At 63.3% G+C, this 19,493-nt stretch carries 18 protein-coding genes; 6 read left to right on the top strand and 12 right to left on the bottom strand.

Features of this window, described 5'->3' with window-relative positions; all coding sequences use genetic code 11:
* Positions 1-59 precede the first annotated feature (59 nt).
* Positions 60-662, top strand: a complete 603-nt coding sequence (gene pth / locus F759_RS0118670; RefSeq protein ID WP_027801225.1) for an aminoacyl-tRNA hydrolase — start codon at positions 60-62, stop codon at positions 660-662.
* A gap of 294 nt (positions 663-956) precedes the next feature.
* Positions 957-2,036, top strand: a complete 1,080-nt coding sequence (gene hisC, locus F759_RS0118665) for a histidinol-phosphate transaminase (RefSeq protein ID WP_027801224.1) — start codon at positions 957-959, stop codon at positions 2,034-2,036.
* An 82-nt stretch (positions 2,037-2,118) separates the two neighbouring features.
* On the opposite strand, the gene F759_RS0118660 is transcribed toward hisC, so the two are convergent.
* The 3 genes from F759_RS0118660 to rsmD all read right to left on the bottom strand — a co-directional run bounded on the left by F759_RS0118660 (position 2,119) and on the right by rsmD (position 3,681).
* On the bottom strand, positions 2,119-2,376 hold the full coding sequence (locus F759_RS0118660) for a YfhL family 4Fe-4S dicluster ferredoxin (protein ID WP_027801223.1): 258 nt from the start codon (positions 2,374-2,376) through the stop codon (positions 2,119-2,121).
* 63 nt (positions 2,377-2,439) lie between these two features.
* A complete protein-coding gene (gene coaD / locus F759_RS0118655; RefSeq protein ID WP_027801222.1) occupies positions 2,440-2,955 on the bottom strand; it encodes a pantetheine-phosphate adenylyltransferase in 516 nt (171 codons plus the stop codon).
* Positions 2,956-3,066: 111 nt separating this feature from the next.
* A complete protein-coding gene (gene rsmD / locus F759_RS0118650; RefSeq protein WP_027801221.1) occupies positions 3,067-3,681 on the bottom strand; it encodes a 16S rRNA (guanine(966)-N(2))-methyltransferase RsmD in 615 nt (204 codons plus the stop codon).
* A gap of 242 nt (positions 3,682-3,923) precedes the next feature.
* Here rsmD and ftsY point away from each other — a divergent pair, with 242 nt between their 5' ends.
* Positions 3,924-5,141 carry a signal recognition particle-docking protein FtsY gene (gene ftsY / locus F759_RS0118645; protein ID WP_027801220.1) on the top strand — a complete coding sequence of 406 codons (1,218 nt, stop codon included), beginning with the start codon at positions 3,924-3,926 and terminating at the stop codon, positions 5,139-5,141.
* 171 nt (positions 5,142-5,312) lie between these two features.
* Here ftsY and maiA read toward each other — a convergent pair whose 3' ends face one another.
* Together maiA and F759_RS0118635 are read right to left on the bottom strand one after the other, a co-directional pair.
* Positions 5,313-5,957 (bottom strand): maleylacetoacetate isomerase, encoded by a 645-nt coding sequence (gene maiA / locus F759_RS0118640; RefSeq protein ID WP_027801219.1) that lies wholly within the window; start codon positions 5,955-5,957, stop codon positions 5,313-5,315.
* 25 nt (positions 5,958-5,982) lie between these two features.
* Positions 5,983-6,681 (bottom strand): fumarylacetoacetate hydrolase family protein, encoded by a 699-nt coding sequence (locus F759_RS0118635; RefSeq protein WP_027801218.1) that lies wholly within the window; start codon positions 6,679-6,681, stop codon positions 5,983-5,985.
* 225 nt (positions 6,682-6,906) lie between these two features.
* Between F759_RS0118635 and ybiB the strand changes: the two genes are divergently transcribed.
* Positions 6,907-7,878, top strand: coding sequence for a DNA-binding protein YbiB (ybiB, locus tag F759_RS0118630; protein ID WP_027801217.1), 972 nt, complete (start codon positions 6,907-6,909; stop codon positions 7,876-7,878).
* Positions 7,879-8,035: 157 nt separating this feature from the next.
* On the opposite strand, the gene F759_RS0118625 is transcribed toward ybiB, so the two are convergent.
* Together F759_RS0118625 and F759_RS0118620 are read right to left on the bottom strand one after the other, a co-directional pair.
* Positions 8,036-8,419 carry a nuclear transport factor 2 family protein gene (locus tag F759_RS0118625; RefSeq protein WP_027801216.1) on the bottom strand — a complete coding sequence of 128 codons (384 nt, stop codon included), beginning with the start codon at positions 8,417-8,419 and terminating at the stop codon, positions 8,036-8,038.
* Positions 8,420-8,462: 43 nt separating this feature from the next.
* The gene (locus F759_RS0118620; protein WP_027801215.1) at positions 8,463-9,026 is read right to left on the bottom strand and encodes an acyloxyacyl hydrolase; all 564 of its coding nucleotides are present in this window, start codon (positions 9,024-9,026) and stop codon (positions 8,463-8,465) included.
* A gap of 359 nt (positions 9,027-9,385) precedes the next feature.
* Here F759_RS0118620 and rpoH point away from each other — a divergent pair, with 359 nt between their 5' ends.
* The gene (gene rpoH / locus F759_RS0118615; protein ID WP_027801214.1) at positions 9,386-10,321 is read left to right on the top strand and encodes an RNA polymerase sigma factor RpoH; all 936 of its coding nucleotides are present in this window, start codon (positions 9,386-9,388) and stop codon (positions 10,319-10,321) included.
* 446 nt (positions 10,322-10,767) lie between these two features.
* On the opposite strand, the gene nagE is transcribed toward rpoH, so the two are convergent.
* The 5 genes from nagE to F759_RS0118590 form a co-directional block, all read right to left on the bottom strand.
* Positions 10,768-12,573 (bottom strand): N-acetylglucosamine-specific PTS transporter subunit IIBC, encoded by a 1,806-nt coding sequence (gene nagE / locus F759_RS0118610; protein ID WP_027801213.1) that lies wholly within the window; start codon positions 12,571-12,573, stop codon positions 10,768-10,770.
* 73 nt (positions 12,574-12,646) lie between these two features.
* Positions 12,647-15,211: a phosphoenolpyruvate--protein phosphotransferase gene (gene ptsP, locus F759_RS0118605; protein WP_027801212.1), complete on the bottom strand. Its 2,565-nt coding sequence runs from the start codon at positions 15,209-15,211 to the stop codon at positions 12,647-12,649.
* A gap of 38 nt (positions 15,212-15,249) precedes the next feature.
* Complete coding sequence (locus F759_RS0118600) at positions 15,250-16,257, bottom strand: SIS domain-containing protein (RefSeq protein ID WP_027801211.1); 1,008 nt, start codon at positions 16,255-16,257, stop codon at positions 15,250-15,252.
* Positions 16,250-17,353 carry an N-acetylglucosamine-6-phosphate deacetylase gene (gene nagA / locus F759_RS0118595; RefSeq protein WP_027801210.1) on the bottom strand — a complete coding sequence of 368 codons (1,104 nt, stop codon included), beginning with the start codon at positions 17,351-17,353 and terminating at the stop codon, positions 16,250-16,252. Before nagA ends, F759_RS0118600 begins: the two co-directional genes overlap by 8 nt.
* 108 nt (positions 17,354-17,461) lie before the next feature.
* A complete protein-coding gene (locus F759_RS0118590) occupies positions 17,462-18,196 on the bottom strand; it encodes a GntR family transcriptional regulator (RefSeq protein ID WP_027801209.1) in 735 nt (244 codons plus the stop codon).
* Between the two features lie 366 nt (positions 18,197-18,562).
* Here F759_RS0118590 and F759_RS0118585 point away from each other — a divergent pair, with 366 nt between their 5' ends.
* Complete coding sequence (locus tag F759_RS0118585; protein WP_027801208.1) at positions 18,563-19,489, top strand: bifunctional helix-turn-helix transcriptional regulator/GNAT family N-acetyltransferase; 927 nt, start codon at positions 18,563-18,565, stop codon at positions 19,487-19,489.
* Positions 19,490-19,493: the final 4 nt, after the last annotated feature.

Raw genomic sequence — 19,493 nt, 5'->3', positions numbered from 1 at the left:
TTTCGGTTTTTTTCGGCCCGGCCGCGTTTGGTTCGCGGGCCAGATGGACCCACGCAATCATGATCAAGCTGATCGTCGGGCTCGGCAATCCGGGCGCCGAATACACTGCGACGCGCCACAACGCCGGCTTCTGGCTGGTCGATCAACTGGCACGCGAAGCGGGCACGACGCTGCGCGACGAGCGGCGCTTTCACGGCTTCTACGCAAAAGCACGACTCCATGGCGAGGAAGTGCACCTGCTGGAGCCGCAGACTTATATGAACCGCTCAGGACAGTCGGTCGTTGCGGTGGCGCAGTTCTTCAAGATTCTTCCCGACGAGATCCTTGTCGCGCATGACGAACTCGACATACCACCCGGCAGCGTGAAGCTGAAGCTGGGTGGCGGCAGCGGCGGTCATAACGGCTTGAAAGACATCACCGCACATTTGTCGTCGCAGCAATATTGGCGGCTGCGCATTGGCATTGGGCATCCGCGCGACCTGATCCCCGAGAGTGCACGTGCGGGTGCGAAGCCGGACGTGGCCAATTACGTACTGAAACCGCCGCGGCGCGAAGAACAGAACGTGATCGACGCATCGATCGAGCGCGCGTTGGCAGTCATGCCGCAGATTATTAAAGGCGAGCTTGAGCGGGCGATGATGCAACTGCATCGCAATTCGTAGCTCGTGTTGCGGGCGGAGGCGCGGGTTTGGGCGGAGCGGGGCAGATGGTCCGGTCTGGGTTCTTCAGTAGCTGGTATGTGCGAGAGAGGAGTAAGCGCCTTGCGTCAAGTCGAAGTAAGTCCCTAGGCGCGGACTCCAGTCCACAGCTAGAGCGCTAACTCCGATCAACCGCTATGCATGGGACCGCTGTGCATGGGACACGAGTAAGCGCTAAAGCGCTAACTGGGTCGACCGCTGTGCATGGGACCCGAGTAAGCGCTAAAGCGCTAACTCGGGTCGACAAAGGAGACTACTTTGAGTCGATATTGGAGTGACATCGTTCATCGCCTAACGCCGTATGTGCCGGGCGAACAGCCGCCGCTTGAGCGTCCAGTCAAGCTGAATACCAACGAAAATCCCTACCCTCCGTCGCCGCGCGTGCTCGAAGCGATCCGCCAGGAACTCGGCGACGCCGGCGAGTCGCTGCGCCGCTATCCAGACCCGACCGCGCTCAACCTGCGCCAAACAGTTGCCGCCTATCACGGCATCCAGGCCGATCAGGTGTTTGCGGGCAACGGCTCAGATGAAGTGCTCGCGCTCACCTTCCAGGCTTTGCTGAAACACGACAAGCCACTGCTGTTTCCGGACATCACGTACAGCTTCTACCCCACTTACGCGCGGCTTTTTGAGGTCGACTACCAGACAATTCCGCTCGACGACACTTTCGCCATCAACGTCGACGACTACACCGTTCCCAACGGCGGCATCCTGTTTCCGAATCCGAACGCGCCGACCGGACGTCCTTTGCCGCTCGCCGAGATCGAGCGCCTGGTTGAGAAAACCGCCGACTCAGTCGTAGTGATCGACGAAGCCTATGTCGACTTCGGCGCCGAGTCGGCGATCGGGCTAATCGACCGCTGTCCGAATCTGCTCGTCGTGCAGACAGTGTCCAAGTCGCGCTCGCTAGCAGGCATGCGCGTCGGCTTCGCCTTCGGCAATGCGGAATTGATCGACGCGCTCAATCGCGTGAAAGACAGCTTCAATTCCTATCCGCTCGACCGACTTGCACAAGCCGCCGCCCGCGCCGCGTACGAAGACGACGCGTGGTTTCGCGACACATGCGCGAAGGTGATCGCTAGCCGCGAGCGGCTGGCCGCGGGGCTAACCGCGCTCGGGTTCGACGTAGTGCCGTCCGCGGCCAATCTGCTGTTTGCGCGCCACGAGGGGTACGACGCGGCGACGCTCGTGTCCCGGCTTCGTGAGAAGGAAATTTTCGTGCGCCACTTCAAGGCACCCGGAATCGACCAGCATTTGCGCATTTCGGTCGGGACCGACGCCGAGTGCGAGATTCTCCTCGACGCATTGCGCTACATTTTCGGCGCCTACGTGGGTTGACCGGTCGACCGGCTAATCTCGTCAGCACAAAAAAAACGGCGAGGCCCGCGCCTCACCGTTTTTTGATCCAGAGCACAGGATCTCACGCGCTCTTTGCCGCTTGCAGCGCGTGGTACTTCGCCATCAAGCCTTCCGGCGTTTCAATATGCTCGGGATCGCGCGGAATACACTCGACCGGGCACACTTGGATACACTGCGGTTCGTCGAAATGACCGACGCACTCGGTGCACTTCTTCGGGTCGATCACGTAGATTTCCGGGCCCATCGAAATTGCGTCGTTGGGGCACTCGGGCTCGCACACGTCGCAATTGATGCACTCGTCGGTAATCATCAAGGCCATACTTCTCTCACTTCACGCCGGCCGCAGCCGGCTTTGATCCGTCAAACCGACAGTTTACGCCGGTTACGGCTGCCCCGCAGATGCGCCGTCGTCCGGGTCCAATGCCGCGACCTTTTCCTTCAGCCATTTTTCGACCGACGGGAAAACGAACTTGCTCACGTCTCCGCCCAATTGCGCGATCTCGCGCACGATGGTGCCCGAGATGAACTGGTACTGGTCGGACGGCGTCATGAACATGGTTTCGACGTCCGGCAACAGATAGCGGTTCATGCCCGCCATCTGAAACTCATACTCGAAGTCCGACACCGCGCGCAGGCCGCGCACAATCACTCGCGCGTTATTGCTGCGCACGAAGTCCTTCAGCAGCCCCTTGAAGCTCATGACCTGAACATTCGGGTAATGGCCGAGCACTTCGTGAGCGATATCCAGACGCTCTTTCAGCGTGAAGAACGGCTTCTTGTTGCGGCTATCGGCGACGCCGACCACCAGCGTGTCGAAGATGCTCGACGCGCGCCGAACGAGGTCTTCGTGACCGCGCGTCAGCGGGTCAAACGTGCCCGGGTACACGGCGACTACCATGAGATTTCTCCTCTCTTCAGACAGATGGGCACGTCAAAGCGTCCACGCGACGCATTGGCACCGGCCGCGCGCGTGACGGCAAACCGCCCGGCGCTTGTTATGGAAGGCGCATTATTCCTCATTTTCGCGCCGCAGCAAATGGAAGTGGACAGCGCCGGCCTTGCCTTGGCGCAAGACTTCCCAACCGGCAAGCGCTTCGTTCGCGCCCGGCTCGAGCGCCGCGCCAGCCTCGACGTATAAAAAACCATCCTTGCTCACGAGCGGAGCGGCCAGCGCGAGCGCTTTGTCCAGCACATCTGCGCCAAACGGCGGATCGAGAAACACCACGTCGAACGAACCGGGCGGCAGACTTGCAGCAAGGCGCAAACCGTCGGCCTCGGCAATTTCGGTCATGCGCGCCGCGAGGCGTTCCTGGTTTGCCCGCAGTTGCGCGGCGGCTCGCGCATTCCGCTCGACCATCAGCACGCGCGCGGCGCCGCGCGACGCCGCTTCGAAACCGAGCGCGCCGCTACCCGCGAACAGATCGAGGCAGCGCTGGCCGTCCAGACGTTGCCCGAGCCAGTTGAACAGCGTTTCGCGGACACGGTCAGGCGTGGGACGCAGGCCGTCGAGGTCAAGCACAGGCAGCGGCGTGCGTTTCCAGTCACCGCCGATGATCCGGATGGCGCGCGGCTTGCCGCCTTTAGACGAAGCGCCGTGGGCGCGGGAAGATGCTGAACGGGGCATGCAGATTCGATAATGTTAGTAAAAGTGTCCGCTTCGTCGACGCGAGCGGACCGGAGCGCCAACGTTACCACAGGGGCGCGGCGCGTCCAGCGTGGCCGTTCGGCCGATACGACGCGCGACTGCGCGCCTGATAAAATGTGCGGCTTCCAGCGCCTTGCATCCCGCATCGCAACGCTGTCTGCCGCTTCCGCCGGTGCTGTACCGGCTGCGCGCATCGGCGCGCGCTCTCACCACGCCAGATCATGTTCAGCTTTTTCAAACGATTCAAGGGTTCGAAAGAGTCCGAAAACGCGCCAGACGAATCGCAAACCGCGCCCGAGAGGCTGGTTGACGAACCGGCTGTCGAAGCGCCGGCCGCACCGCCTGTGGCTGAGACTGCGGGGACGGCTGCAAGTGCCAGCGCGCCGGCAACCATTGCGCCGCCGCCCGCCGCCGCGCCCGTCATTGCACCCGTCATTGCACCCGTCATTGCGCCCGAACCGCAGCCAGAGGCCGATTTCGAAGAATCGTTGCTCGAAACAGTGGAAATCGTGCCGCCGCCCTTGCAGGATGCAAACGCAAAACGCTCATGGCTGACTCGCCTGAAAACCGGCTTGTCGAAAACCAGTTCGAGCCTCACCGGCATTTTCGTCGGCACGAGGATCGACGAAGATCTTTACGAAGAACTGGAAACCGCGCTCCTGATGTCCGACGCGGGCGTCGACGCAACCGAATTCCTGCTCGAAACGCTACGCGAAAAGGTACGCACCGAGCGTCTCACGGAGCCGCAACAGGTCAAGACGGCGCTGCGCACGTTGCTGGTCGACCTGCTCAAGCCACTCGAAAGCTCGCTGATGCTCGGGCGCGCGCAACCGCTGGTCATGATGATCGCGGGCGTCAACGGCGCGGGCAAGACGACCAGCATCGGCAAGCTCGCCAAGCATCTGCAGAGTTTCAACCAGTCGGTGCTGCTTGCCGCCGGCGACACGTTCCGGGCAGCCGCACGCGAGCAGTTGGCGATCTGGGGGCAGCGCAACAACGTCACGGTGGTGTCGCAGGAAAGCGGCGATCCGGCGGCTGTGATTTTCGACGCGGTCGGCGCCGCGCGCGCGCGCAAAATCGACGTGATGATGGCGGACACCGCCGGCCGTCTGCCCACGCAACTGCATCTGATGGAAGAACTGCGCAAGGTCAAGCGCGTGATCGGGAAGGCGCAGGAAGGTGCGCCGCACGAGGTGTTGCTCGTGATCGATGCCAACACGGGGCAAAACGCGCTCGCGCAAGTCAAGGCTTTCGACGACGCGCTCGGCCTCACCGGCCTGATCGTCACCAAGCTTGACGGCACGGCCAAGGGCGGCATTCTCGCGGCTATCGCGCGGCAACGGCCGGTTCCGGTGTACTTCATCGGCGTCGGCGAGAAGGTCGAGGACTTGCAGCCTTTCAGCGCGGAAGAGTTTTCGGATGCGTTGCTAGGCGGCTAGACCGAAACTGGGCGCGGCGCATGGTCGCGGAAAATCACGCGCGAGGGGCGCGCAAGACTGCATTCACACGCGGGGCCTAAGCGGGCACAAGCGCCAGCGTCGAGCGTCCACCGACAAGCCACAAAAAAGGTCACTCCTCAGTGCCCTTTTTTGTTCACAACACCGTCCGGATCATTCAGCGTCCGGCTGCACGCCCGGCGCAGCGCGGGCAAACGCATCGATTTGCATCGCGTGATCGTAGATGCGCTGGATCGTCGGATATCTTGCCGTATCGACCTTGAAGCGCTGCGCGTTGAACACCTGCGGGATCAGGCACGCGTCGGCGAATGTCGGCTCGTCGCCGAAACAGAGCTTGCCGGTGCGCGCGTCGCCTCCCAGATGAGCCTCAAGCGTCGCAAAGCCCGCTTCGACCCAGTGTCGGTACCAGGCGTCTTTCGCGTCGTCGTCCACGCACAGCGTGTGTTTCAGATACTTCAGCACACGCAGATTGTTCAGCGGATGAATCTCGCAGGCCACTTGCAACGCCACCGAACGCACATACGCGCGGTCGGCGGGCGCCTTGGGCAAGAGCGGCGGCTCCGGATGCGTTTCCTCCAGATATTCGATAATGGCAAGCGACTGCGGCATCACCTCGTGGCCGTCGATCAACGTAGGCACGATGCCGTCCACGTTGACCTTGCGGTATTCGGGCTTCAACTGCTCGCCACCGTCGCGCACGAGATGCACGGGCACATACTCGTACGGCAGCTTCTTCAGGTTGAGCGCAATACGCACCCGATACGACGCTGAGCTGCGAAAATAACTGTAGAGCTTCATGTCGTTGTCTCCTCCGAAAACCGCTTCAGACGACGCGCACGCTGAACTCACCTAGTCCGTCCACGCCGCCTTTCATCAGATCGCCCTGCACCACCGCGCCGACGCCTTCTGGCGTGCCGGTGAAAATCAGGTCACCCGGCTGTAACTCGAAGAGCGTCGACAGATAGGCGATGGTTTCGCCCACCGACCAGATAAGCTGCGACACGTCAGAGCGTTGCTTCTCTTCACCGTTGACGGACAGCCAGATCGCACCCTTCGCGATGTGGCCGACTGTCGAAACAGGATAAATCGGGCCGAGCGGCGCTGAGTGATCGAAACCCTTGGCGGTGTCCCACGGACGTCCCAGCTTCTTCGCCTCGGCCTGCAGGTCGCGGCGCGTCATGTCGAGACCGAGCGCGTAGCCATAGACGTGATCCAGTGCGCTGTCAGCCGGGATGTCCTTGCCGCCTTTGCCGATCGCCGCGACGAGCTCCATCTCGAAGTGGAGGTTTTTCGACAGCGACGGATATGGAAGCTCGCCGGTCTCGTCCGGCGCGACATACAAAACCGCATCCGCCGGTTTGCTGAAGAAAAACGGCGGCTCGCGGTCGGGATCGTGTCCCATCTCGCGGGCATGCGCCTCGTAATTGCGGCCGACGCAGTAGATGCGGCGCACAGGGAATTGTTCGCTGGACCCCACGACCGGCACTGCGACCACCGGTGCCGGTGCAAAGACGTAACTCATCCGGTTCTCCGTTCTTCGATATAAGCCGCAGTGCGGCGATAAAACAGCGAGTGTAACGCGCGCTAGACGGCGGCGCGCGCCAGTCCGGCATGGGTTCGCGACAGCGGCACGCCGGTGCCGGCGTCTCGCCGGACGGCTATAGATGCGATACTCACACCAGATAACGTCCCTTGAATACCGTGGCGGCCGGCCCGAAGGCGGCACGCCAGCACGTCAATTGCTCTCATGACAGACTCCGCCGACACCGCCAACCCGTTCCAGTGCGCCCGCTTCATCAAGGAAATCGGCCGCGGGCCGAACGGAGCCCGCGCGCTCACCGCCGAGGACACCCGCGCGCTATACACCGCCATGCTCGACGGCCGCGTCGGCGAACTTGAGCTAGGCGCGATCCTGCTCGCCTATCGCGTGAAAGGCGAAACCGCCGACGAGCTCGCTGCAATGCTGGCGGGCGCCCATGCGTCGTTCGAGCCGGTTCATCTGCCGCCCGGCGAGTTCCGGCCCGTGTCGATCCCCAGCTACAACGGCGCGCGCAAGCAGCCGAACCTCGTGCCGCTGCTCGCGCTGCTGCTCGCGCGTGAAGGCGTTCCGGTTCTCGTGCACGGCGTCACGGAAGATCCGGGCCGCGTGACAAGCGCCGAAATCTTCACCCATCTGCGGATTCCGCACGCGAACTCGCACGACGACATTGAAGACGGCCTCGCGGAGCGTCGGCTCGCCTTTGCGCCGATCGACATACTCGCGCCGAAGCTCGCGCGTCTGCTGGCGCTGCGCGGACGCATGGGCGTGCGCAATTCGACGCATACGCTCGTGAAAATCCTCCAGCCGTTTGCGCCCGCTGGGCTGCGCCTCGTGAACTACACGCATCCGCCGTATCGGGACAGCCTCACGCAGCTGTTCAGCACGCATCCCGACGCGGCAGCCGGCGGCGCCTTGCTCGCGCGCGGCACGGAGGGCGAAGCGGTGGCCGACACGCGGCGTCAGGTACAGGTCGACTGGCTGCACGACGGCATCTGCGAGACGCGCGTGCCGCATGAGCGCTCGTCGCGCGACGCACCCGAAGTCGAATTGCCCGAAGCGCGCGACGCTGCGACCACAGCGGCATGGATCGGCGCGGTGCTGCGGGGCGAAGCGCCGGTGCCAAGTGCCATCGAGCGGCAAATCGAGTTGATCGTGGATGTCGCCAGAACGCCGGCGTGACCGCGGCAAGACCGCGGCAAGACCGCGGCAAGACCGCGCTGCAAGACAGTGCGGCACCTCGCCTGGCAATAGTTATTCGCGCCGATGATACGCGCGCCGGAAGCTGACGCGCCTATTGGCCGGACGCGAGCGGACCGGCGCTACCGCACTATATGAATCACTCTATCGCGCAACGCGTGGCCTGCCACGCAATGAGTCGCCACTGGCCGTCTTCCTGCGTGTGAATCGCCGTGTAAGCAATGGGAAAGAGCAGTGCGCCGTTATTCGCTTCCATCTCGATCAACGCGCGGCCGGTGACGACGCAAGTTTCCCGGCCCACCGGCAAAACGTCTTGCGACTGCACCTCGATCTGCCGGTAGCGGCGGCGCCCGGCGGTAATGCCGTCGATGAACTGCCGCTTCGTTTCGCGTTTGCCGTTGGTATGCACGTAGCTCACGTTCTCCGCGAGCAGCGTGTCGAGCGATTGACCGTCGCCATCGACCATCGCGCGGAAGCGTTCCCGTTCCAGCCCGCGAATCGCTTCGATTGTCTTTGCCGCCATTGCTCAGCCCCTTGCACCGGTGAGCCGGACGCGGCCACGGTCGTCAGAAGTTATATTGCAGATATAGCTGGTGGAAATTTATACCAGGATTCGGCTCTTTGATACCGCCATTCGAAACATGCTGGAAGCGGTAGCCCGCCTGGTACTGCTGGTGGCCGCCGAATTGCACGCCCACGCCAGCCATATCGGCAAACTGGAACGCGGTGGAAAGCGTGAAGGTCGAAGAAATTCTCGGGCTGGACAGCAGACGCACGCCCGCGCCCGCCTCGACGAAAGGCCGGATCGATCCCGTTCCCTTGATGAAGCGAATAATAGGCGTTACACCGATCTCGCCGATGTTCTCATGCACATTGCCTTCGTTCGTATGCCACCAGGCCACGTGCGCCTCGCCGATCAGCGCGAAGTGCCAGTCACCAATCTGCCACCACGTGAGATTGGGGTCCCACACGAGGCCGAGGTCCAGTTTTTTGACATGGTGATCCCCGAGGCCTCCGGCGACCTGAATCCCAAACTGGTCGGCCGCCGCGAGACCGGAAATACCGAGTAGCAGAGCAGCAGACGCGCTTTTTAGAGCCAGACCACGCAAGACATTCTTTTTGTTGTTCATCTGAGACCCAAGCAGCAACGGTTGAACAATCTGTAACAGTCTTGCTTATTCTAAGGTTAATCAGGAATAAGTGGTTCCTGTTAAGAAATTTAAATTTTCGCAATTACTCACATCAAAAACCGAAAAAATCGGTCGAAAATAACTCTGAAGGCGCTTTGTCAGGTAAGTTGTACGGGCCCTGCATCCGTCGCGGAAGGCGCGTATGATGGCTATTGAAACTTTAATTCAATAGGAAATTACGGAACTTGGAAGCCCCTATGGGCTCTAAGTATTAGCACTCGGGAAACGAGAGTGCTAACATCCAACGCTGGAGTCGTTACCTGAACAAGCTTTCGCCTGATTCCAAAGGAGTTTTCAACGTGAGCCATGCATTGACCCTTCCGAGTACTCTGAGCCCGTCGTCGGCTAAGGCCGCTCCGGCAGGTGCGCTGGCGCTCTCGCATTCCTCCCTGCTGCCCGGACAACTGGGCAACATCGACGCCTACATCCAGGCCGTAAATCGGATTCCGATGCTGACGCCGGCAGAAGAACGCCAGTTCGCCACAGAATTCCGCGAGCACGACAACCTCGAGGCCGCGCGCCGTCTGGTGCTGTCGCATCTGCGGCTGGTCGTCTCGATCGCGCGTAACTATCTCGGCTATGGGCTGCCGCACGCCGACCTGATTCAGGAAGGCAACATCGGCCTGATGAAGGCTGTGAAGCGCTTCGATCCCGAGCAGAACGTACGGCTCGTGTCGTACGCCATGCACTGGATCAAGGCCGAGATCCACGAATACATTCTGCGCAACTGGCGCACGGTGAAGGTCGCCACGACCAAGGCGCAGCGCAAGCTGTTCTTCAACCTGCGCAGCCACAAGCAGGGCTTGGGCGCTTTCACGCCGGACGAGATCGAAGGTCTCGCCAAGGAGCTGAACGTCAAGCGCGAAGAAGTGGCCGAAATGGAAACGCGCCTGTCGGGCGGCGACATTGCGCTCGAAGGCCAGGTTGAAGACGGCGAAGAGTCGTACGCGCCGATTGCATATCTCGCCGACTCGCACAGCGAGCCGACTGCTGTGTTGGCCTCGCGTCAACGCGACAAGCTGCAAAGCGACGGTATCGCGACGGCACTTGAGGCACTCGACGCCCGCAGCCGCCGCATCATCGAAGCGCGCTGGCTGAAGGTGGAAGACGACGGTTCGGGCGGCTCGACGCTGCACGAACTGGCGGACGAATTCGGCGTGTCGGCTGAGCGTATCCGCCAGATCGAGGCAAGCGCCATGAAGAAAATGCGCGGTGCGCTGACTGAATACGCGTAAGTCTCTGTCGGACGGTTTCATCGGCGCGCTGCAAGCCCGGTTAATCCGGCGCGCTTGCTGCAAGCCGCAAAGCCCTGCCCTCGCAAGACGGCGGGGCTTTTTTATGCGCTGCTCGCAGTCGGCGCGTCAGGGGAAGGCCCGCCAGCCACGAGTTGCCTCCATTGTGGATCGCGCGCCGGTAGCCGGCATGATCGGCGGCGTCCTGGCGTTTAACAATAGCTTGCGATGTGAGATTTCAGCTGAAGGCTGGGAATCAGCATAGCGCTTGGCGTTTGCCGTCATCCACGTGATGTAGCTCGAATCGCGCCACTCGCGCGATGTGGTTCGGCGTAAGGCACGCTAACGAATCGTTTGCGCCGCATTGCGCCGTTCACTTGAGGGCCTTACCGCATGACGGCGTGGCGGTGAAGCACTATAAAGCGCTTCACCGCCACGCTCGTTGGATCTCACGCAGGCAAAGGCGCCGCGCCGCCGCTTGCCGGCATGCGTGTCGCCAACGTCTCAGCGTAACGCCGCGCCGCATCGCCGACGACGATATGGAACGTATCCGCCGAAACCCACGCCGTGTCGAGCGTGGCGAGGCGCTGACGATCCACCGCCGACGGATCGCGCACGACGATACGCAGACGCGTAGCCGCGACGGCGTCGAGCGACATCACATTCCCTGCACCGCCAAACACCGCGAGCCAGCGCAACGGATCGGGATCGAGCGGACCGCTTACGGCACCGGATGCGGCACTCGACGCACCACCCGTGGCAACCGCAGTCGAAGCGGAAACCGCAGCCGGAGCAACAGCAGAAACAGCCGGCCTCGCAGCACCGGCATCGCTGCCAGCCTGCCCAATCGCAGCGCGAATTTCATCAGCGATGATGTCCGCTTCCGGCCCGATGATCACCTGCACATTGGTCGCGCCGCGCTTGAGCACGCCGCGCGCGCCGATCGTCTTCAACTCGCTCTCGGATACCTTGCTGGAGTCCACCACGGACAGACGCAGACGCGTCGTGCACGCATCCACCACCGACAGATTCGACGCGCCGCCTAGCGCCGCGATGTAACGCTGCGCGCGCGGCACGGCAGCGCCGGCAGCAGGCGAAACTAAACCGCCTGCCGCGCACGAATCGGCTTGTTCGTCGGCAGCGGCAGGTTCGCGGCCCGGCGTCGCCATGTTGAACTTGCGGATAAAGAAGCGGAACAGGCCGTAGTACACCACCGAATACGCGATGCCGAGCGGAATCGCCAGCCAGCCTTTCGTCGAGAGGCCGTAGTTCAGCACGTAGTCGATTGCGCCTGCGGAGAACGTGAAGCCGAGGTGAATGCCGAGCGCCGAGCAGATCGCGAGCGACAGACCCGTCAACAGCGCATGGATCACGTACAGCACCGGCGCGAGGAACATGAAGCTGAACTCGATCGGCTCAGTGACGCCTGTGAGGAACGACGTGAGCGCCATCGAGAACAGCAGGCCGCCGACGATCGCACGGCGCTCCTTCGGCGCTTCATGGAACATTGCGAGACACGCGGCCGGCAGGCCGAACATCATCACCGGGAAGAAGCCCGTCATGAACGTTCCGGCAGTCGGATCGCCCGCGAAGAAGCGATGCAGGTCGCCCGTCACCGCGGCGCCGCCCGGCGGCGTGAACGTGCCGAACACGAACCACGTCAGCGAATTGAGAATGTGATGCAAACCCGTAACGAGCAGCAGCCGGTTCAGCACGCCGAACACGAACGCGCCGAGCGCGCCAGCCGTGGTCAACCAATGGCCGGCTGTATCGATCACACTCTGCACCGGTTGCCACACGTAGCCGAACACAATGCCGAGCGCAAGACAGACCACGCCCGTGACAATCGGCACAAAGCGTTTCCCTCCGAAGAACGCGAGGTAGTCGGGCAGCTTGATGTCCTTGTACCGGTTGTAGAGCAAGCCGGCGACGATACCCGCCACGATCCCGGACAACACGCCCATGTTGAGCTTGTCGTTGATGTCCTTCATCACGGCGACTTCGATCAGATAACCGATCGCGCCCGCGAGACCCGCCACGCCGTTGTTGTCCTTCGCGAAACCGACCGCCACGCCGATGGCGAAAAGCAGCGGCAGGTTGTCGAAGATCGCGCCGCCGGCGTCGGCGATCATCTTGATGTTGAACACATCGGGCTGGCCGAGCCGCAGCAGCAGGCCGGCAACCGGCAGCACCGCGATAGGCAGCATCAGCGCGCGTCCCAAGCGCTGAATCTTCAAAAACGGATTCCCATCCATTGATACCTCCAATCCTTGTCTCGTTGTCGACGGACGTCGTTGAGTTATGTAGCGTTGCGGGCCGTGCGGGATTTCAGTCCAACGGCCAGGTTTCGCGGCTTACTGCTCTTACCGCCTGCGCCGATTCGAGCGCCAGCGCATCCTGGGCGCGTTGACGGCACAGTTGATAATCCAGATTGCGCACTCGCGCCTTGATGCCCGGCACCGACACCGGGTCCACAGAAAGCTCGGTCACGCCGAGGCCGACGAGGAGCGGCATCGCAAGCGGATCGCCCGCGAGCGCACCGCAAACGCCGACCCATTTGCCGTGGCGGTTCGCGCCTTGCACGGTCGCCGCGATCAGACGCAGCACAGCCGGGTGCAGACCGTCGGCCTGCGCGGCGAGATCGGCCTGACAGCGATCCATCGCGAGCGTGTATTGCGTCAGGTCGTTGGTGCCGATCGACAGGAAATCGGCGTGTCGCGACAGCTGATCGGCAAGCAGCGCCGCTGACGGCACTTCGATCATCACGCCCACTTCGATCGGCTCGGTGCGGCCCAACTCGCGAGTGAACTCGTCGATACGTTTGCGGATGCGGATGAGCTCGCCGACGTCGGTCACCATCGGCAGCAGAATGCGCACGGCGCCAAACGGCTTCACCGCAAGAAGGCCGCGCAGCTGATCGTCGAGCAAGTCGGGGCGCACCTGCGCGAGGCGAATGCCGCGCAAGCCGAGCGCAGGATTCGGTTCCGGCGGCAGCGTGAGGTAATCGACTTCCTTGTCCGCGCCGACGTCGAGCGTGCGGATAATCGCGGTGCGGCCACTCAATGCATCGACAATGCCTTGATAGCTCTGCCGATGCTCGTCCGTGGTCGGCGCGGCCGCGCGGTGAATGAACAGCAGTTCGGTACGCAGCAGGCCAACCGAGTCCGCGCCGTTTTCGACGGCCGTTTTGGCGTCGTCGAGCGTGGCGATGTTCGCGGCGACTTCGATCGCGCGGCCATCGGCCGTGACCGCCGCTTGCTGCGACGTGCGGCGGTTCGCTTCGCTCACGCCCGCAAGACGGCTGCGCTCGAGACGCGCGCGTTCGACATCCAGCTCGGTCGGTGCAAATTCTAGCCGGCCGGTGGTCGCGTTCACCACGACCTGCGTGCCTTCGGGAATCGCATGCAGCGCGTCCCCGACGGCCACCAGCGCGGGAATGCCCGCCTGGCGCGCGAGAATCGCCGCGTGCGACGTCGCGCCGCCGCGCGCCATCACGAGCGCCGTGACACGCGAACGATCCAGCGACGACAGATCAGACGGCGTGAACTCTTCAGCCGCGAGCACGGCTTCGGCCGGCAGCGTGCGCGCCGCGGCATTCGTATAACCGAGCGCGCGCAGCACGCGCTTTTCGATGTCGCGCAGATCGGCGGCACGTTCGGCGAGCAACGCGTCTTCGATATTGATCAAGATGCCTATTTGTGCGCGGATCGCTTCGCGCCACGCAAAGCCCGCGCTTTTGCCGAGGCTGATCAGATCGCGCGCGGCATCGAGCAGCGCGGGATCTTCGAGCAACACGCGATGCACCGCGAAAATGCCAGCCTCACCCACCGCGCCGCGCTGCGACGCATCGCGCACCGTCGTGCCGAGATCGGCGTCCACAGTGGCAATCGCCTTATCGAGCAGACGGCTTTCCGCAGCCGACGTGCCGCTCGCCTGTTCAGGCGGATCGATTTCCGCGTCGTCCCAGCGCACCAGCTTGCCGACAGCGACGCCGGGCGCCGCACATACGCCCGCGAGCGTGCTCGGCGCGAGCGCTTCGCCTGCGGCGGGCGCGACCGTTTGCGGCGCCGGAGAAATCTGCCGCGCCGGCTTCTCTTCGACTTCGCCGTGCGCTTCACGCGTCAATTCCTGGGCGATCGCATCGACCGCGACTTTGGCTTGCGGGCCCACACCGAGCAATTCGACCGTCGCACCTTGACCCGCGCCGAGCCCAAGCAGACCGACCACGCTTTCGATTGCCGCCTTGCGCCCCTCGTATCGCACTTCGACGCGTGCATCGAAAGCGCGCGCCGCTTCGCGCGCACGCGCTGCCGGCCGCGCATGCAGGCCGCCCGCGTGAACCAGCGTGACTTGCGCGCGCGCTTCCTCGGTCACGCTCGTCGCGCTCATCTGACGCGACGCGTCGGCCGCTGCGCCGTCACGCGGACGCAGCAGCAATAGCGGCGTTTCGCCCGCTTTCAGCATGCCGCCCTGCGCGCGTTCGACGATTTCGAACGCGTCCGAGTTGGCAATCGCGATGACAGAAACAAGGCTCGGCGCATGCAACGCAACCTGATCCTGATCGAACTCGATCAGCACGTCGCCGGCATGCACGTGGGCGCCCTGCTCGACCATCGGCGCAAAACCCTTGCCGTTCAATTCGACCGTGTCGATACCGATATGCAGCAGAATCTCAGCGCCTTCCGCGGTTGCCAGCGTCACGGCGTGGCCTGTGCGCGCGAGGTGAGTGACGGTTCCGTCGCACGGCGCGACGAGTCGGCCTTCGAGCGGATCGACGCCGATGCCGTCGCCGAACATGCCGCCCGAAAACACCGGGTCGGGCACGTTCGCGAGCGGCACGACCGGACCGGTCATCGGCGCGAGCAAAACAATATGGCCTTCAGAATGGCTCATTAAACGGGACTCCTCGACACGTCGCATCTGATTTCTCGTCAGTGAGTTTCGGTGACTTTGTTGAGATGGCGCGGCGCGTCGGGATTGCGCCCGCGGGCGGCTGCAAGGCCCGCAGCCATCACGTAAAAGGACAGGATGGCGGCGATCGGATCGAGCGCCGCGTGAGCGGTGGTAGCGAGCGGCAGCGTCGCCTCGGGTACGTCGGACGGAGCGGCGAGCAATACGCGGGCGCCGCGCGCCTGCATGTCGCGCGCGAGTTGCAGCAGGCCCGCCTGCTCCGGGCCGCGCGGTGCGAACACCAGCAGCGGATAGTCGCGGTCGATCAGTTCCATCGGACCGTGACGCACTTCCGCGCTCGAAAACGCTTCGGCCTGAATGCCGGAGGTTTCCTTCAACTTCAGCGCCGCTTCCTGTGCAATGGCAAGACCGAGACCGCGCCCGATCACGATCATGCGCTCGATGTCGCGCAGTTCGTCGACAGCCTTCGACCAGTCGAGCTTGCCGGCGCTCTGCAATGCGTCGGGCAGCGTTTTCAACGCAGTAAGCAGTTCCGGATCACGCTGCCAATGCGCAACCAGTTGGGCCGCAATCGACAGCATTGCGATATAGCTTTTAGTGGCCGCGACGCTCAGTTCCGGACCGGCGACGAGCGGCAGATGCCACTCGCACGCGTCGGCGAGCGGCGAATCCGGTGCATTCACTGCGGCAACAGTCAACGCGCCGGCCTCGCGCAGCGCTTGCATGGTGCCGACCAGATCAGGACTCTTGCCCGATTGCGAGAACGCGAGCGCGAGCTGATCGCGAACCTGTAGCGGCGCCTGTTGCAGCGTCGCGACCGACATCGGCAGCGAGGCGACCGGCACGCCGAGCCGGCTCATCGTCAGGGATGCGAAGTAACTCGCCGCGTGATCCGAGCTGCCGCGCGCGACCGTCAATGCAACGTGGCGCGGTTGCTGTGCGAGGCGGGCCGCCAATGCCTCGACGCGCGACATGTCCATGAGTTGCGCGGCGACCGTTTCTGCGGACGCCAGCGCCTCTTTAAGCATATTCGACAATTGCTTCTCCTTCGACGTATGTCGCGCTCAACGCCAGTTCACGATCGAACACGACCACATCGGCCCATGCACCGCGCGCGATGCGGCCGCGGTCTTCGATGCCGAGATAGTCGGCGGCGTAGCGCGACAAACGGTTTGATACATCGGCGATCGGCAGACCGATCGACACCAGATTGCGCAGCGCCTGATCCATCGTCAGGGTGCTGCCGGCGAGCGTGCCATCGGCGAGACGCACGCCGCCGAGACACTTCGTGACGTGTTGGCTGCCGAGGCGGTATTCGCCATCGGGCATGCCGGTCGCCGACGTGCTGTCCGTCACGACGTAGAGACGCGGAATCGCGCGTAATGCGGCGCGGATCGCTCCCGGATGGACGTGCAGCAAGTCGGGAATGATTTCGGCGAACTCGGCGTGCGCGAGCGCTGCGCCGACGAGACCCGGATTGCGGTGATGCAGCGGCGACATCGCGTTGAACAGGTGGGTGAAGCCGCACGCGCCGTGCTTGAGCGCGGCCACGGCGTCGTCGTAAGTGCCGAGCGAATGGCCGAGCTGCACGCGCACGCCGCGCGCCGCCATCTCGGAGATGATCTCCATGTGGCCGGCAATTTCGGGCGCCAGCGTGACCACGCGAATCGGCGCGATGGACAGATACTTGAGCACTTCGTCCATCACCGCGGAGACGGCGGCGTCCGGCTGCGCGCCGAGCTTGCCGGGGTTGATGTACGGCCCTTCCAGATGTACGCCGAGCACACGCGAACAGCCTGGCGTGCGCACGCGCGCGACGTCGCCGAGACCGGCGACCACACTCATCAGTTCGTCGCGCGGCGCGGTCATCGTGGTGGCGAGCAGGCTCGTCGTGCCATAGCGCGCATGCGTGCGCGTGATGGTTTCGATGGCGTCGCCGGCTTCCATCACGTCCGCGCCGCCGCCGCCATGCACGTGCAGATCGATGAAGCCTGGCAGGATGTACGGCGCGTCGTTCGTCGCAGGATCGACGCGCTCGCCGGTGAGCGCCGTGATGCGGCCGTGTTCGTATTCGAGCGTGCCGTGAATCCACCCGTCGGTGGTGAGTATGTTTCCGGTCAGCATGAGTCTCTCTTGCAAGGCGTGATACAGGGCGTGGCTGAATTTTGCGTTCGACGGCGCGGCGGCTGAGCGCAACTCGCGCGGCTGGCGCGGTGTACCCGGATGCGGCCCTCAGGTCCGCAATTCAGCGACGAAGTCGTAGTAGTCGTCGCGGCAATAGGTGTCGGTTAACTCGATTGCGCGCTGATCGGCGCTATAACCGATACGGGTAATGACAAGCAGCGCCGAGCGCGGTTCGATATCCATCAGTGAAGCGATCTCGCTTGAAGCGTTGACTGCGCGAAAGTGCTGCAACGCGCGCACGACCGCCGCGCCGCGTTGCTCCAGATAGCTATAGAGCGAGACGCCGATTGCCTGCGGATCGGGAACGATCGCGGCGGGAAGCGCCGAATGCTCGACCGCCATCACGATACCGTCCGCGCGGCGCAGCCGGCGCAGGCTCGCCACCGCCGCACCGGGCGACAGTCCGAGATGCACCAGTTCGTCGCGATGGGCGGCGCGGATATCGCGCTCGAGCCATACCGAATCGGGACGAAAGCCGCGCTGTTGCATCTTCTTGGTGAAGCCGGTGAGCCGCGACAACGGGTCTTCGACGCGTGGCGTGATGAAGCTGCCCGCGCCGCGCGCACGCCGGATCAGGCCTTGCTCGACCAACAATTCGATCGCCTTGCGCGCGGTAATGCGCGACACGCCGATTGCGTCCGAGAGCGTGCGCTCCGAAGGCAGCGCCTCCCCCGCCGACCACTCGCCGCAATGAATCGCGGTCGCCAGATTGCGCGCGAGCTGCAAATACAGCGGCGTGACGTTGAGCGCGTCAGGCATCAGTGCGGACCAGCGAGTTTTCATGGCGCTCCGGCGGCAGTCGCGAAAAGTTCGGCCTGCAAAAACGAGAGCCCATTATATAGCCAATATAATACCAGTCAACGAACTGGTTCCATCCCGGGACAATCTTGCGAAATGCCTTATGGTACAAGCCTGACACGCCGATGGAGCCGCCTCATTGACAGGTTTTACGAGCCCAGGATTTACCCGTATTTGCGAGAATCGAGCGTACCGACGGCCCAATTGCGAACCAGTAACGCTGTCCGCCGGGTTGAGCATTCGTACCTCTTTGATACCAGTCCGGCGCACGCCCGAGCGCGCAGCTTTTGTTAATGAGGGCGCGTTCCAATATAGTGGTATGCGAATCCATAAAAATCCGGAGATCAGCATTTGACCGATTCGGAGGCGCTGCAACGGGCTCAGGCAGTCCGCCATTTCAATCGCTTTTACACCCGGCTTATCGGCGCTCTGCACGAACACCTGGCCCGCAGCACTTTCTCGTTGACAGAAGTGCGTGTGCTTCACGAACTGTCGCGCGGACACGCGCAGACGGCGTCGGCGCTCGGCCGCGCCCTCGGACTCGACAGCGGTTACCTGAGCCGCTTACTCACTAATTTCGAGCGACGCGATCTGATCACCCGGCGCCCGTCCGAGACGGACGCGCGTCAGTCGCTGATCGCGCTCACGGCTAGCGGCCACGCGGCCTATGCACCGCTCGACTCGGCGGCCGTCGAAGAAGTGCTGGATTTGCTGGGCGGCCTAAGCGCGGCCTCGCAGGAACAGTTGATTGCCGCGATGAACGTCATCGAAAGGCTGCTTGGCGACAAGCCGCAGCAGGACGCCATTGAACTGCGCGCGCCGCGCCCCGGCGAATGCGGCTGGCTCGTGCATCGGCAGGCGCAGTGGTTCGCGGCGCAATATGGTTGGGACGGGTCGTTCGAAGGGTTGCTCGCGCGCGTGGTAGCGGACTATACACAGCGCAACGATACCGTTCGCGAAATGTGCGTCGTCGCCGATCAGAACGGTATGGCGGTGGGCGCGGTGTGCATCGTCGCAGTGTCGACGACCGTGGCCGGCGTGCGCCTCTTGTGGGTCGAACCGGATTTGCAGCGCCTTGGCATCGGCACGCGCTTGATGACCGAAGCGACCCGGTTCGCGCGGCGCGCGGGTTACACGAGACTGACGCTGACCACGGCCAGCGCGTTGGAAGAACCGCGGCGCCTGTGCAAGCGCGCCGGTTTCCAGCTCGTCAGCACGGCGCCGGAGCGCCGTTTCGGCAAGGACCTGATGATCGAGCGATGGGAGCTAGGCTTGTAGGCCG

The organism is Paraburkholderia dilworthii (genome assembly GCF_000472525.1).
GTDB lineage: Bacteria > Pseudomonadota > Gammaproteobacteria > Burkholderiales > Burkholderiaceae > Paraburkholderia > Paraburkholderia dilworthii.
This window is presented reverse-complemented; position numbering and strand designations above follow the sequence as displayed.

Coding starts and splice junctions, on each gene's coding strand:
- rsmD (WP_027801221.1), bottom strand. CDS start 3,681: ATGCCCCGTTCAGCATCTTCCCGCGCCCACGGCGCTTCGTCTAAAGGC.
- F759_RS0118660 (WP_027801223.1), bottom strand. CDS start 2,376: ATGGCCTTGATGATTACCGACGAGTGCATCAATTGCGACGTGTGCGAG.
- ybiB (WP_027801217.1), top strand. CDS start 6,907: ATGACAGACTCCGCCGACACCGCCAACCCGTTCCAGTGCGCCCGCTTC.
- F759_RS0118625 (WP_027801216.1), bottom strand. CDS start 8,419: ATGGCGGCAAAGACAATCGAAGCGATTCGCGGGCTGGAACGGGAACGC.
- F759_RS0118635 (WP_027801218.1), bottom strand. CDS start 6,681: ATGAGTTACGTCTTTGCACCGGCACCGGTGGTCGCAGTGCCGGTCGTG.
- F759_RS0118590 (WP_027801209.1), bottom strand. CDS start 18,196: ATGAAAACTCGCTGGTCCGCACTGATGCCTGACGCGCTCAACGTCACG.
- pth (WP_027801225.1), top strand. CDS start 60: ATGATCAAGCTGATCGTCGGGCTCGGCAATCCGGGCGCCGAATACACT.
- F759_RS0118620 (WP_027801215.1), bottom strand. CDS start 9,026: ATGAACAACAAAAAGAATGTCTTGCGTGGTCTGGCTCTAAAAAGCGCG.
- nagE (WP_027801213.1), bottom strand. CDS start 12,573: ATGGATGGGAATCCGTTTTTGAAGATTCAGCGCTTGGGACGCGCGCTG.
- F759_RS0118600 (WP_027801211.1), bottom strand. CDS start 16,257: ATGCTTAAAGAGGCGCTGGCGTCCGCAGAAACGGTCGCCGCGCAACTC.
- ptsP (WP_027801212.1), bottom strand. CDS start 15,211: ATGAGCCATTCTGAAGGCCATATTGTTTTGCTCGCGCCGATGACCGGT.
- coaD (WP_027801222.1), bottom strand. CDS start 2,955: ATGGTAGTCGCCGTGTACCCGGGCACGTTTGACCCGCTGACGCGCGGT.
- ftsY (WP_027801220.1), top strand. CDS start 3,924: ATGTTCAGCTTTTTCAAACGATTCAAGGGTTCGAAAGAGTCCGAAAAC.
- maiA (WP_027801219.1), bottom strand. CDS start 5,957: ATGAAGCTCTACAGTTATTTTCGCAGCTCAGCGTCGTATCGGGTGCGT.
- nagA (WP_027801210.1), bottom strand. CDS start 17,353: ATGCTGACCGGAAACATACTCACCACCGACGGGTGGATTCACGGCACG.